Annotated in this window: 10 protein-coding genes; 3 read left to right on the forward strand and 7 right to left on the reverse strand. The window is 71.3% G+C overall.

Going from position 1 to position 13,078, the window contains the following annotated elements; translation table 11 throughout:
- Window positions 1-85 precede the first annotated feature (85 nt).
- The 6 genes from AB0C66_RS10765 to AB0C66_RS10790 form a co-directional block, all read right to left on the reverse strand.
- On the reverse strand, window positions 86-1,120 hold the full coding sequence (locus AB0C66_RS10765; protein WP_362435728.1) for a BMP family ABC transporter substrate-binding protein: 1,035 nt from the start codon (window positions 1,118-1,120) through the stop codon (window positions 86-88).
- Between the two features lie 153 nt (window positions 1,121-1,273).
- On the reverse strand, window positions 1,274-2,506 hold the full coding sequence (locus AB0C66_RS10770) for an amidohydrolase (protein WP_362436624.1): 1,233 nt from the start codon (window positions 2,504-2,506) through the stop codon (window positions 1,274-1,276).
- A gap of 179 nt (window positions 2,507-2,685) precedes the next feature.
- Window positions 2,686-3,948 (reverse strand): hypothetical protein, encoded by a 1,263-nt coding sequence (locus AB0C66_RS10775; protein WP_362435730.1) that lies wholly within the window; start codon window positions 3,946-3,948, stop codon window positions 2,686-2,688.
- A gap of 137 nt (window positions 3,949-4,085) precedes the next feature.
- Entirely contained in the window at window positions 4,086-5,018 is a 933-nt protein-coding gene (locus tag AB0C66_RS10780) for an N-acetylneuraminate synthase family protein (protein WP_362435732.1), read from the reverse strand.
- Window positions 5,019-6,221: an acylneuraminate cytidylyltransferase gene (locus AB0C66_RS10785; protein WP_362435734.1), complete on the reverse strand. Its 1,203-nt coding sequence runs from the start codon at window positions 6,219-6,221 to the stop codon at window positions 5,019-5,021.
- Window positions 6,222-6,262: 41 nt separating this feature from the next.
- Window positions 6,263-7,582, reverse strand: a complete 1,320-nt coding sequence (locus AB0C66_RS10790; RefSeq protein WP_362436626.1) for a DUF6716 putative glycosyltransferase — start codon at window positions 7,580-7,582, stop codon at window positions 6,263-6,265.
- Window positions 7,583-7,805: 223 nt separating this feature from the next.
- Between AB0C66_RS10790 and AB0C66_RS10795 the strand changes: the two genes are divergently transcribed.
- Genes AB0C66_RS10795 through AB0C66_RS10805 form a run of 3 tightly spaced genes read left to right on the forward strand, consistent with a single transcriptional unit; the run spans window position 7,806 to window position 11,393 of the window.
- Window positions 7,806-8,780, forward strand: a complete 975-nt coding sequence (locus tag AB0C66_RS10795; RefSeq protein ID WP_362435736.1) for a glycosyltransferase family 2 protein — start codon at window positions 7,806-7,808, stop codon at window positions 8,778-8,780.
- Entirely contained in the window at window positions 8,780-10,192 is a 1,413-nt protein-coding gene (locus AB0C66_RS10800) for a polysialyltransferase family glycosyltransferase (protein WP_362435738.1), read from the forward strand. The genes AB0C66_RS10795 and AB0C66_RS10800 overlap by 1 nt, the downstream gene beginning before the upstream one ends.
- Before the next feature lie 43 nt (window positions 10,193-10,235).
- The gene (locus AB0C66_RS10805) at window positions 10,236-11,393 is read left to right on the forward strand and encodes an acyltransferase (RefSeq protein ID WP_362435740.1); all 1,158 of its coding nucleotides are present in this window, start codon (window positions 10,236-10,238) and stop codon (window positions 11,391-11,393) included.
- A 149-nt stretch (window positions 11,394-11,542) separates the two neighbouring features.
- Here the strand turns inward: AB0C66_RS10805 and AB0C66_RS10810 are convergent, their stop codons facing one another.
- The gene (locus AB0C66_RS10810) at window positions 11,543-12,838 is read right to left on the reverse strand and encodes a helix-turn-helix transcriptional regulator (RefSeq protein ID WP_362435742.1); all 1,296 of its coding nucleotides are present in this window, start codon (window positions 12,836-12,838) and stop codon (window positions 11,543-11,545) included.
- Between the last annotated feature and the right edge of the window lie 240 nt (window positions 12,839-13,078).

Below are 13,078 nucleotides of genomic sequence, written 5' to 3' on the forward strand. Positions count from 1 at the left end.
AGGGGCGAGAGCGGTGGGGCTGGCCGGGGAAGTGCCACGGACCCGGGCGGACGGCGGGTCCCCCCGGGTCCGTGGCGGACGGTGATCAGTCCTTGTAGGTGTCAGCCACCTTGATCTTGCCGTCGATGATCTTCTTCTTGGCTTCCTCGATCTTCGGCTTGATGTCGTTGATGAATCCGCCGGAGTACGAGAGGGAGACGCCGCCGCGCTTCAGGTCGTAGGACTGGATGCCGCTCTCGGCCTTCTTGTCCTTGGTCACGCTCTTGATGAAGTCGTAGACCGAACCGTCCACGGTCTTGATCATGGAGGTCAGGATCGTGTGCTTGTACTGGGCCAGGCCCTTGTCGTAGTACTGGTCGCCGTCGACACCTATCGACCAGGTGCCCTTCTTCTTGGCGGTGGCCTCGATGGCGCCCGCGCCGGAGCCGCCGGCCGCCGAGTAGATCACGTCGACCTTGTTGGAGAGCATGCCCTCGGCGATGTCCTTGCCGCGGTCGGGCATGCCGAAGCCCTTGGCCGAACCGACCTGGACCCACTGGACGTCCAGCGACGCCTTGGGGTTGGTGTCCTTGAGGCCCTGCTGGAAGCCGCCCGCGAACTTCTTGATCAGCGCGCTGTCGGTGCCGCCGATGAAGCCGACCTTGTTCGACTTGGTCTTCAGACCCGCGGCCACACCGGCGAGGTAGGAGCCCTCGTGCTCGGCGGAGACCAGGCTGGCGACGTTCTTGAGGTCGACGACCGAGTCGACGATCGCGAAGTCGGTGTCCTTGTACTTCTTGGCGGCCTTGGTGAGCGAGGGGGTCCACGCGTAGCCGACGCCGACGACCGGGTTGTAGCCCTCCTCGGCGAGGCTGGCCAGCTTGTCGTAGCGGTCGGCGTCGGTGTCGCCGTCCTTGGCGGTCAGCTCCGTGCCACCGACCTTGAAGTCCTTCTTGGCCTTGTCGAAGCCCTTGGCGGCGGAGTCGTTGAAGGAGTGGTCACCACGGCCGCCCACGTCATAGGCCAGGCCGATGCCCTTGTCCTTGCTTCCTTCTTCGGAACTGCTGCCACAGGCGGTGGCGGAGAATGCGAGGGCCGCGGTGGCAAGCCCCGCGACAACTATCTTGGATACCCGGCGCACGAGGGTCCCCTCTGACTCGAAGCGCCTCCTTTGGCGCTGGCTCCGCCGCATCGTAACGCGCGTAGATGCCAGATAAAGCCCCCCTCGGAAGCTGTTATCGGATCGTCGCGAACGTGCCGTGACCGAGAGGATGACGAGGAGGTGGCGAGGAGTCTACAGAAGGTTTCGGTCAAGCAGGGCGGCCGCGGTGAACAGCTCCACACCGACCTGGATGGCGCCCTCGTCGACGTCGAAGTCGCCGCGGTGCAGATCGCGCCGGGTGGTGTCACCGGGGCGGCGCACGCCCAGCCGGGCCATCGCGCCCGGCACCCGCTCCAGGTACCAGGAGAAGTCCTCGCCGCCGAGGCTCTGCTCGGTGCCCTCGACCGCGGCGGAGCCACCGCGGGCGACCATGGCGTCCCGCAGCAGCCCGGTGGAGCCGGCCTCGTTGACCACCGGCGGCACCCCGCGGATGTAGTTGATCTCCGACTTGGCCCGGTGCAGGGTGGCGATCTCGTCGATCGCGGCGTGCACCAGGTCCGGAGCCTCCCGCCAGGCGGGCAGGTCCAGGCAGCGCACCGTGCCGGACAGCTCGGCGTGCTGTGGGATGACGTTGCAGGCGTGCCCGGACTCCACCCGGCCCCAGGTCAGGGCGAGCCCGGAGCGGGCGTCGACCCGGCGGGCCAGCAGCGCGGGCACCTCCGTGATCACCTTGGCGGCGGCGGTCACCAGGTCGGTGGTCAGATGCGGACGCGCGGTGTGGCCGCCCGGTCCGTCGAGGGAGATCTCCAGCCGGTCGCAGGCCGAGGTGATCGGCCCGGCGCGCAGCCCGATCCGGCCGACCTCGACCTTGGGGTCGCAGTGCAGGGCCAGGATCCGGCCGACGCCGTCCAGTACGCCCGCCTCGATCGCGTCGGCCGCGCCGCCGGGCAGCACCTCCTCGGCGGGCTGGAACAGCAGCCGCACCGGACGGTGCAGCCGCCCCTCCCGGGCCAGCTCGGCCAGGACCAGACCGGCGCCGAGCACGACGGTGGTGTGGACGTCATGGCCGCAGGCGTGGGCGCGGTCGGCGAAGGTCGAGCGGTACGGGACGGTCTTGGTGTCCGGGATGGGCAGTCCGTCGATATCGGCGCGCAGCGCCAGCAGCGGCAGTGCCGTCGACAGGCTCTCCCGGGGGCCGATGTCACAGATGAGACCGGTGCCGGAGGGGAGTACGCGCGGGGCGAGGCCCGCCTTCTCCAGCCGGGCCTTGATCGCGGCGGTGGTGCGGAACTCGCAGTTGCCGAGCTCCGGGTGCATATGCAAATCGCGCCGGAAGGAGATCAGTTCGGCGCGGAGCGCATCGGGGAGCGCGCCGGGCAGGGCCGCGTCGGCGGTGAATGTGGCGTCGGTCTCATCGAGGGACATCAATTGCTTCACCTGAAGAAGCGTAGAACGGCGACCCGGCCGTCCGAATGTCGATCAACAAAACTTCAACCGGATCGGGGAGAGAAAACTCCCCCTCCCGGCGCATGATCTCCCTAGTCAGGGGGTATAACAGTCCGCTTTGTCGTGAGAAGGGCCACACGGCCGTCCGAGCGACGCTGTCAGGAAGCTGCCATGGCGGTCCCGGGGGCCGCGGGTCTCCCTGAGGACGACGTGGGCGGCGCGGGCGACGTGGGCGGCGCGGGCGACGTGGGCGGCGTCTGCGGCCCGGGCGCCGGTGACGGGCCGGGCGCGGCGGCCGGTGCCACCGGGCTCAGCCGCCGTACGTCCCGGGCGGTCCCGGTGACGCCCGACAGGAACCCCTGGGCGCGCGGCGAGGCGTCGCTCGTCAGCCAGGCCGGGTCCACATCGCAGACGGCGACCTGCACCCCGGTGCCCACCAGCGCCAGCGGCAGGGTGTGCACCACGGTCGAGGGGAAGCTCACGATGGTGTGGCCGATCGGGCCCCGGCGCGCTATCAGCTCCAGCGGCAGATCGGGCCGTACGATCTCCAGCCCCACCTCGGCCGAGACCCGGTGCAGCTTCTCGGCGCTCTCCCGGCGGTGGGCGAAGTAGCGGGTGGCGCCGTGGGTACGGGCCAGCGCGGCGACCGCCTCCAGATAGCGCTCCAGGTCCACCACCCCGGTCTCCACCAGGGAGGTGCCCACCAGGTCGGTGCCGCGGGTGATCCGGGGCGGGCCGAAGCGGGCCCGGGTCCAGGCGAAGTCGTTGGCGGTGACGGTCACCCCGGGAGGCGGTTCGACCGGCATGGAGCTGAAGACCTCGACCCGGCGCTTGGCGCCCGGGGTGAGCCGACGGCGTGCGGTGGCCGACACCGGTGCGAAGACCATGTCGCGCGCCCCTCGGCCACTGCCGCGGCGGTGCCAGCGCTCCAGCCGCTCCCCGCCCGCGAGCTGAGAGATGAACTCCATGGTGGCCGTGCCGTCGTCCACCACGACCAGATCCCGGGCGCGGGTGAGGGTCAGCAGCAGCTGGACGTAGCGCGAGAAGGGATCGCCGATGACGATCCGCCCGGCGCGGCGCAGCGGTCCGCGCAGTCCGCCGATCGTCTTCAGCGGGGCGCTCGCCCCGCCGCGCGCGTCCTCCCAGCGGACCGTGATCCCCTCGTCGCGGGCGAGTTCGGCCATCCGGCGCAGCTGGCCGCGGGTCATCGGATCGTGCGGGGCGAGCACCACCACGGTGAGGTCCAGGGCCGCGCCCAGCGGCGGCAGGCGGTCCGGGTCGGCGCCGGACGGCGCCCCGGGGGCGGCGGCCGCGGCCGGTGGCGCACCGCGCAGCGCGTCCATGGACGCCCACTCCAGCACGTTCAGCAGCTGGACCGGGCTCTCCACGAAGGCGAGGGTGCTCGGGGGTGTTGAAGGCATGGCACCGTCCACGGAGGGCATCGCACCGTCCAAGGGCAAGGCCCGGATCCGGCGGGCAGCCCCCGAGTGCTCGGGGCTGCCCGCCGTCTCCGGGCGCGGGCCGGTCTCACCGGCCGGTGGGTTCACGTCGCAGGGCCTCAGACCGCGACCGGCTCGCGCTCGGCGGTCTCGCCCTCGGCGATGACGCCCGCGACCCGGCGCAGCTTCTTCATCGGGCCGAGCTCGCTCTCGTAGACCTTCTTGACGCCGTCGCCCAGCGACTCCTCGACCACGCGGATGTCACGGACGAGGCGCGTCAGACCCTGCGGCTCCACCGAGGCGGCCTGGTCCGAGCCCCACATGGCGCGGTCCAGGGTGATGTGGCGCTCGATGAAGGTCGCGCCCAGCGCGACGGCGGCCAGCGTGGTCTGGAGACCGGTCTCGTGGCCGGAGTAGCCGATCGGCACGTTGGGGAACTCGGCCTGGAGCGTGTTGATCACGCGCAGGTTGAGCTCCTCGGCCTTGGCCGGGTAGGTGGAGGTGGCGTGGCAGAGCAGGATGTTGTCGCTGCCCAGCACCTCGACCGCGTGGCGGATCTGCTTGGGGGTGGACATGCCCGTCGACAGGATGATCGTGCGGCCGGTCGCCCGCAGGGCGCGCAGCAGCTCGTCGTCGGTCAGCGAGGCGGAGGCCACCTTGTGCGCCGGGACGTCGAACTTCTCCAGGAAGGCGACGGCCTCGGTGTCCCACGGGGAGGCGAACCAGGCGATACCGCGCTTCTTGCAGTGCTCGTCGATGGCGCGGTACTCGTCCTCACCGAACTCCACGCGGTGGCGGTAGTCGATGTAGGTCATCCGGCCCCAGGGGGTGTCGCGCTCGATGTCCCACTGGTCGCGCGGGGTGCAGATCTCCGGGGTTCGCTTCTGGAACTTGACCGCGTCACAGCCCGCGTCGGCGGCCGCGTCGATCAGCTTGAACGCGTTCTCCAGGTCGCCGTTGTGGTTGATGCCGATCTCACCGGTGACGTAGACCGGCTGGCCGGGCCCGGCGGTCTTGTCACCGAGGGTGCGGAGGCGGGAGATGGAGCTCACTTAAGACAGTTCCTTTCCGAGAATCCACGAGGCGATCTCGCGGATCGCGCCGTCACCACCGGGGGTGGAGGTGACCGCACGTGCGGCGCCGCGCACGACGTCGTGCGCACCTGCGACCGCCACGGGCCAGCCGACGAGGCCGAAGCACGGGAGGTCGTTGACGTCGTTGCCGACGTAGAGCACGCGCTCCGGCGCGATGCCCTGCTCCTCGCACCACTGCTTCAGTGCGAGATCTTTTCGGTCGATGCCGTGGAGCACGGGGACCCGGAGTTTGCGGGCCCGTGCGGCGACGACCGGGTTCTTTTCCGTGGACAGGATCAGCAGCGCCAGCTCCGCTCGGCGCAGGGCGGCGATCCCGAGCCCGTCGCCGCGGTGCACGGCGACGAGTTCGCGTCCTTCGGAGTCGATCAGCACCCTGTCGTCGGTCTGGGTGCCGTCGAAGTCGAGTACCACCGCGTCGATGTCCTCGCGGGTGGGGAGGGAGCCCGGCCGGTCCGCGTCGAGCAGCGGCGCCAGCGCGCGGGCGCGGGCCAGGTCGTGCGGATCGTCGACCTCCAGCACCCGGGCGGCGTCGGTGCGCACCAGCTCGGTGCGGCCGAAGAAGCGGTGTCCGGCCTCGCGGAAGCCGCGGGCGTCCATCGCGTAGGCGGCGCCGGTCTCCAGGAAGTCCTGGGGGCGGTCCTGACGGCGCGGACGGTACGCCTTGTCGTGGTTGACGCCGTCGCCGCCGTCGGCCTCCGGCAGTTCGCCCTCGCGCCAGACGAAGCCGTGGAAGGGGGCGACGGTCAGGGCGCTGTCGGCGCCCTTCTCGACCACCGCCGCGGCGACCCCGTCGATGTCCTCGCGGACCAGGAACGGGCTGGTGCACTGGACCAGCAGCACCACGTCCACCGGGCCGCCGCCGAGCGCTTCGCAGGCGTCCATGGCGTGGATCACCGCGGCCTCGCTGGTGGCGGTGTCGCCCGCGATGGCCGGGGGCCGCTGGACGACCTCGGCGCCCGCGCCGCGGGCCGCGGCGGCGATCCCGGAGTCGTCGGTGGAGACGACCACGTCCGTCACCAGGCGGCTGGCCCGGCACTCCCGGACGGCGCGCGCCACCAGCGGCACTCCTCCCACGGCGGCGAGGTTCTTGGCGGGGACGCCCTTCGATCCGCCGCGGGCGGGGATCACGGCGAGTACTCGCCGTGAGGAGGAGGTGGGCATCGCGGCTCCTTCGGTGCGTGTCGAGGTGGTCGCGGCGGTGGTCACAGCTCCCCCATCCGCCGGATGACGGGAGCCACGCGCTGTACGCCGTGGCGGTAGGCGCCGCGGGCCGCCTCGCGCATGGTGTTGCGCACCACCCGGCGCAGCCCCCCGGGCCGGTCCCCGTCCTCGGGGGTGGCGCCGGGGCGGGGCCGTCCGTCCGGTTCGAAGCCGTAGCGGGCGAGCCGTCCGGGCAGATAGCCGGGGGCGGTGGCGCGGGTGTAGTACGGGTCGAGCGGCGGCAGGGTGTCCGCGGCGGCCAGTTCGGCGACCCGCTCGCGGGCGGCGTCGAACCAGGTCTCATAGGGCCCGTCGGCGGCGACGCCCTGGCGGGCCAGCCATCCGGGGTCGGCCTCGGGCCGGTGTCCGGCGTCCAGCTGGTCCCAGGAGGCGAGGCAGCCGGAGCCGAGGAAGTGGTGGTTGCCCAGCGCCTCGCGGATCCCCAGGTCGGTGAGGACGGCGGTGGGGACGCCCCGGTGCAGGGACTCCAGGGCGGCCGTGGAGCTGACCGTGACCAGCAGGTCGGCGGTGTCCAGGACCTCGCCCATGTTCCCGTACGCCAGGCGGAAGTTGGCGGGGAGCGCGTCACCGAGCCGGTCGATCAGCTTCTGGTAGGGGAGCTCCTCGATATGGGTGGTGTGCTCGCCCGGCTTGCTGCGCAGCTTGACCACGACCTCGCGGTCGGGATGGCGGCGGGCGTGCTCCACCGCGCGGCGCAGCAGATAGGTGCGGTCGGCGCGGTTGTCGGGGACGGACGGCTGGACGGCGAAGACCACGGTGCCGCCGGGGTGGGCGCGGCCGAGCCGGGCCTTCTCGTCGTAGCGGGCGCCGCCGAGGAACGGCAGCGCGCACTCCACGACGCTGTCCGCCGGGGCCCCCACGCCCCGGTAGACCTCGCGGAACCGCTCCGCGTCATGGCGGGAGTTGGCGAGCACCACATCGGCGCCGTGCCGCAGCAGCAGACCGTCGGCCAGCTTCTCGTAGACCACGCCGACATAGCCGGTGACGACCACGGGGCGGCGGGCCGCGCCGCGCCAGGCGTGGGCCAGTCCGTGCACCATGGCCTGGACGGCGCCCCCGACGAGGGAGAGCACGATCACGTCGTAGCGTTCACGGTCCATCGCGCGGACGAATTCGGTGCCGGTCACCTCGCGCAGCGCGTCGGCGCGCACCCCCACCTCGGCGAGCTGCCGGACGGTCGGCGTCGCCCGGCCGCGCAGCAGGAAGCCGTCCAGACGGCGGCCCGTCTCCGCTTCATCCGGGACGAGGCGCTGTGCGGTGAGCGCGCCCCATTTCCACCGGGTGTCGGAGTCGGCGAGCACGGCCACTCGCTGGGGTGCAGGGATAGGTGAGGACACGCCGGAGACGCTAGGAAGCCATGTCGATTCACGGCCCAACGCAAGAGCAACAATGGGTTAACAGCGCGTCGACGATTGGCGAATCGGCTGGCGGGAAGGGCGGGTTAACCGTTCCGACGTCCTTCGTTCACCTTCAGGTATTCCTCTGGTCAAGACGAATGCCGGACGGCGACCTAGCGTCACCCGCGTGGTTAAGCTCTCCGTCATCGTGCCGTTTTACAACGTGCAGACCTATGCCCCTGACACGCTCAGAAGCCTCCGTGCGAACGCACGCGAGGACTTCGAATTCATTCTCGTCGACGACTGTGCCACCGATGGGACGCCGGAGATCCTGGCGCGCGCCGAGCGCGAGCTGCCGGGGGCCGTCTACGTACGGCACGAGAAGAACGGCGGGCTCGCCACCGCGCGCAACACCGGGCTGGACGCTGCCCGCGGCGAGTATCTGACGTTCCTCGACGGCGACGACTGGCTCGCCCCCGGCTACTACGCCGAACTCCTGGCCGCCATGGAGGACCTGGGGTGCGACTTCGTCCGTACCGACCACGTCCAGTGCACGGCCCGCGCGCGCACCATCGCCCGCGCGCCGCACGGCCGGCGCGGGGTGGTGATGGACCCGCGGCAGGCGATCCTGCCCGCCGACCGCTCCACCTCCGTGGACTATCCCTACGCCTGGGCGGGCATGTATCACCGGCGGCTGCTGGACGAGGGACTGCTGCACTTCACCCATGGGCTGCGGACCGCCGAGGACCGGCCCTGGATCTGGCGGCTGCACCGTGAGGCGCGCACCTTCGCCGTGCTCGGTCTGCACGGGGTGTTCTACCGGCGCGGCGTTTCCTCGTCGCTCACCCAGATCGGCGATGTGCGGCAGCTCGACTTCATTCGCGCATTCGATCAAGTCATCGAGGAAACCGCCAAGGACCGGGACGCCGACGCCCTGCTCCCGAAGGCCGTGCGCACCTATTGCGCGATCATTTCCCATCACCTCGGAAACATCGAGAGATTCGAACCCCAAGTGGCCAGGAAACTCCGTTCCCTGTCGGCGGCCGCGATGAAACGCATGCCCCAGGACGTACTGAAGGACGCGCTGGATTCCATGGACTACGAGCGCGCCGCACGGCTGCGGCGAGTCAAGCGCCGCCCGGCGCCGGAGGTGGCGGCCTGATGTCCGGCTACACCCCCCGCGCCACGCGCGAGCGCACCCAGATCTTCCTCGCCTCGACCCTCTACGGGGCGGCGACCCTCGCGGCCGCCATCGACGCGGAGAGCATCGGACCGGCCGACCGCCGGCTGCTGCTCATCTGCAACAACGCGGCGACCCCGGAGACCACCCCGGCCGTGGACGACATGCCCGGCTTCGAGCGGCTGAGCGGCCGCTTCGACCGGGTGCTGTCCTGGAACGAGACGATCAGCCCGTTCCACCCCGGCGGCTGGTCCCCGCGCCCCGACGACGCCCCGCTGTGGGAGCGCCATCTGCGGCTGCTGTGGGACCTCGGCGACGACGACATCGAACTGGTCCTGGAGTCCATCCAGGTCAATCCGGCGATGGCGGTGGCAGGCGTCTTCCAGGGCGCGCCCATCGACGTCTACGCCGACGGTCTGATGAGCTACGGCCCGACCCGCAACAAACTGGATCCGCTGATCGGCACCCGGATCCGGCGGCTGATCCACCTCGACCTCGTCCCGGGTCTGCGGCCGCTGCTGCTCACCGAGTTCGACGTCGAGCCGGAGATCCTGCCCACCGAGGTGTTCACCAAGGTGCTGGCCGAGGTCGCCGACGCCGCACCGCGCGAGGTGGCCTCCGCCAGTGAGCGGATCGCCACCGGCGCCGGACCGGCGCTGATGCTCGGCCAGTACCTGTCCGCACTGGACATCCTCACTCCGCAGGAGGAGGAAGAGCTGCATGTGCGGATGTTGCGCGGCATGGTGGCCCTCGGCCACCGCACGGTGGTCTTCAAACCGCACCCCACCGCCCCCGCCCGCTGGTCGCGGCTGCTGGAGAAGAAGGCGGCGGAGCTGGGCGCGGAGCTGACCGTCCTGGACACCCCGGTCCTCGCCGAGGTGCTGTACCAGCGGATGCGCCCGGCCCTGGTGGTCGGCTGCTTCTCCACCGCGCTGCTCACCGCGAGCGTCTTCTACCGGCTGCCCGTCGCCCGGATCGGCACCGATGTACTGCTGGAGCGGCTCACGCCGTACCAGAACAGCAACCGGATGCCGGTGACCATCGTGGACGCGCTGCTGCCCGATCTGGAGGACCACCGCGCGGTGGCCGCGGGCGCCTCGCCGGTCGACGAGCGTGCCGGACGGCGGCTGACCGGACTGGTCTCCGCGGTGGGCTTCGCGATGCAGTCCAAGATCTACCCCGGGCTGCGCCCGGCCGCCGAGCGCTATCTGTCGGCCCATCTGGACGCCCACACCTGGCGCTACTTCAAGCGCCGCAGGCTCACCGCGCTCGCCCTGCCCGGCTCGGTCCCGTCCCAGCTCGCGTTCATCCCGCGCAACGAGGCGGTGCGCCGGGTCGCCCGCCGCGCCCGCGCCCTGAAGCGGGCCGCGCTGAAGCGGACGGCCACGGGATGAGCCCGACGTCCCGCATACGGTGCCCGCGTCAGGGGGCGGGCGGATGACCACGACCGCCGCCCCCGACGCGGGCCCGATATCCCTCTCGCACTCCCCCGCGCCCGCGCCCGGAGCGGAGGCGCGCCCCGCGCGCACCCCCCGGCCGCCGCGGCTGCGCGCGCTGGACGGACTGCGGCTGCTCGCCGCGCTCATGGTCGCCGCGTACCACTACGGCGGCCGTACCGGCGAGATCGGCCAGGCGTGGGGCACCTCGCCCCGTGAGCAGTTCCCCTCCGCCTCGTCCTTCTTCGCCTACGGCTGCCTCGGCGTCCAGGTCTTCTTCATCATCAGCGGGTTCGTCATCTGCATGAGCGGCTGGGGGCGCCCGCTGCGCTCGTTCTTCGCCTCCCGCGTCTCCCGGCTCTTCCCCGCCTACTGGGCCGCGATCATCCTGGTGACGGCGGTCTTCGCGCTGCCCTGGGTCGCCTACGAGGCGGTCTCGCCCAGCGACGCCCTGGTCAACCTGACCATGCTGCAACAGCCGCTCGGCGTGGACCGGGTGCTGGGTGTGTGCTGGACCCTCTGGGCCGAGCTGCGCTTCTACGCCCTCTTCGCGCTGTTCGTCGTCCTCCCCGGCGCCAACCGCCGCCGCGTGGTGCTGTTCTGCGCCGTCTGGACCCTGGGCGCGGCCGTGGCCGAGGCGGCGAACCTGCCGCTGCTGGACGTGGTGCTGATGCCCGAGTACGCCTCGTACTTCATCGGCGGCATCGGCCTCTATCTGATCCACCGCTACGGCCATGACGCCCTCGCCTGGGGCATCGTCGCGATCAGCTTTCTGATCGGCCAGCACTACGCGATCGCCGGACTCTGGCACCCGGCGCACGTGGACGCCTTCTCCTACCGCTCGTCCACGGGCATCATCGCCGTGGTGGCCTTCGGCTATCTGGCCGTCGCGCTGATCGCCCTCGGCAAGCTGCACTGGGCGAACTGGCGCTGGCTGACCGTGGCCGGGGCACTGACCTACCCCTTCTACCTGGTCCATGAGCATCTGGGCTGGGTGGTGGTCGGTGTCCTGCACCGCACGCTGGGCCTGCCCTCGTACGCCACCCTCGCACTGACCGTCGCCCTGATGCTGACGCTGGCCTGGCTGCTGTACCACTTCGTGGAACAGCGGCTGGCCCCGGTGCTCAAACGGTCACTGTCCACCGTCCGGTTGCCGTAGCCCCCGCGCCGCGTACGTCGAGCGCCCCTCCCGGGCAGAGGGGTACGGGAGGGGCGCTCGTGGCGTCTGCGCCAGTTGGCCGGGGCTCGGCCTTTCGCGGCGGCCCAGGCCCATTCAGGTGGCAGCACGTCTGCGGGGTGCCGACGCCATCAGGCGGACAGCGCCCCGGTGCGCGCAGCGAATTCGCGGACGCCCTGGACGCGAGCCGAGGAGTACAGCAGGTCCGATGTCAGGGCTCGGAGCGCTGGTCGGCGCACTTCCTGCGGCGCCTCTTGCTCGACGTTCCTCAGAGCGGAGAAGGTCCTCCGGTCCTCGCCCAGCGCGTGCCACATGCGGGCGGTGTCTGTCCAGGCCCGTGCTCGGCGCTCTGCGGTCGGCAATCGGTCGATGTCCAGGCCCGCAGCGATCGCGACGCCCTCGTCCGGCGTACCGAGTGCATTGTGGACGCCGAGACGGTAAACGTCGGCCTGGGCCCGAGTCGCGTCCACGGTGAACAGTCCTGATGGTGTCGCTGCCCGCCAGCGGTCGATCTCTTCATCGGCAGCATCGAGAAGGTCCATCGCGGCTGTCCGGTCGCCGCCGTTGGCCGCGGTGTAGGCGGCCGTCAGCATCAGTGTGGTCCGCACCGCCCCGGTCCGGGCCTCTCCAGCGTCGAGGTCGCGCGCCTCGTCCGTGAGGAACCGCACCGCGGCTGGGCAGCGGCCGGAGCGCCGCATCGTGATCGCCAGCACGCGGGAGGCTTCACCGATCGGCACAGGGTGACCACTCGCCCGAGCGGCGGCGAGCGCACGATCAGCAGCCACCCAAGCGGTGTCGTCGTGCTGTTTGAGAGCCAGCTCGGCGGCGAGCACATAGCAACGGGCGAGTGCAACGTTCGTTGTCTCCCGCTCGTGCCCCGTCGCCGCGTCCCGTGTCGCCGACGCGGCGGCCAGAAGCGCGGGCAGTGACCGGCCAAGCATGGTGTATTGGGTGGCGCGGAAGGCTGACCGGGCCCGGACAGTCTCCTGCGTGAGACGCCTCAGCGGCACGGGCGCGGCCGACGGGAGTCGGAACAGGACCTCTTCAAGACCGGCGGCCGGGTTGGCTGGAGCGGAGGCGGCGCTGGCCGTAGATGTGCCAAGCGCGGCCGTGGCACCGGCCGCTAACGCCCCGGTGAGCAGTTCTCTGCGTCGCACCGCATCCTCCTCGTCCGCTTGATCCTTCACCGTAGCGACCAGCACCCCGGTCGGCACAGGAGCTGGGGCAAGCCGGTCGGGGTTGATCTCCAGGAAGGCGGCGAACTGCATGAACCGGGTGTAGTCGAGGTGAAGGCGGCCGGACTCGATCCGGGAAACGGCCGACGCGGAGTACCCACACGCCGCGCCGACCTGAGCCTGAGTGAGGCGGCGGGCGCAGCGAGCACCGCGGATCAGCGCGCCGACGTCTTTGGCGGTTGGGGTATCCATAGGGTTCCTTCTACGGACCGGCAGGAGAGACGACGCTAGCGCCAACTCGACCACGCTGGGAGGGCCAACTCGGTCGTGGTGGGGGCCGCACATCCTGTGCGGGGTCGGCACAGGATGTGCGTAGACGCCCTGGGCTCCTCCCAGGCGGCACATGCAGAGGCCCAGAGTGAGAACACGCCCGGCGACCAGCAACGGGCGGGCCCTCGACGGCATCAGGTGCGCCGCCCAACGGCGTTGCCG

It is taken from the genome of Streptomyces sp. NPDC048636, from assembly GCF_040650655.1.
Taxonomy (GTDB): Bacteria; Actinomycetota; Actinomycetes; order Streptomycetales; family Streptomycetaceae; genus Streptomyces.

Excerpts from the sequence above, each read along its gene's own strand:
- AB0C66_RS10770 (WP_362436624.1), bottom strand. The coding sequence starts at position 2,506 with ATGTCCCTCGATGAGACCGACGCCACATTCACCGCCGACGCGGCCCTG.
- AB0C66_RS10775 (WP_362435730.1), bottom strand. The coding sequence starts at position 3,948 with ATGCCTTCAACACCCCCGAGCACCCTCGCCTTCGTGGAGAGCCCGGTC.
- AB0C66_RS10785 (WP_362435734.1), bottom strand. The coding sequence starts at position 6,221 with ATGCCCACCTCCTCCTCACGGCGAGTACTCGCCGTGATCCCCGCCCGC.
- AB0C66_RS10800 (WP_362435738.1), top strand. The coding sequence starts at position 8,780 with ATGTCCGGCTACACCCCCCGCGCCACGCGCGAGCGCACCCAGATCTTC.
- AB0C66_RS10805 (WP_362435740.1), top strand. The coding sequence starts at position 10,236 with ATGACCACGACCGCCGCCCCCGACGCGGGCCCGATATCCCTCTCGCAC.
- AB0C66_RS10810 (WP_362435742.1), bottom strand. The coding sequence starts at position 12,838 with ATGGATACCCCAACCGCCAAAGACGTCGGCGCGCTGATCCGCGGTGCT.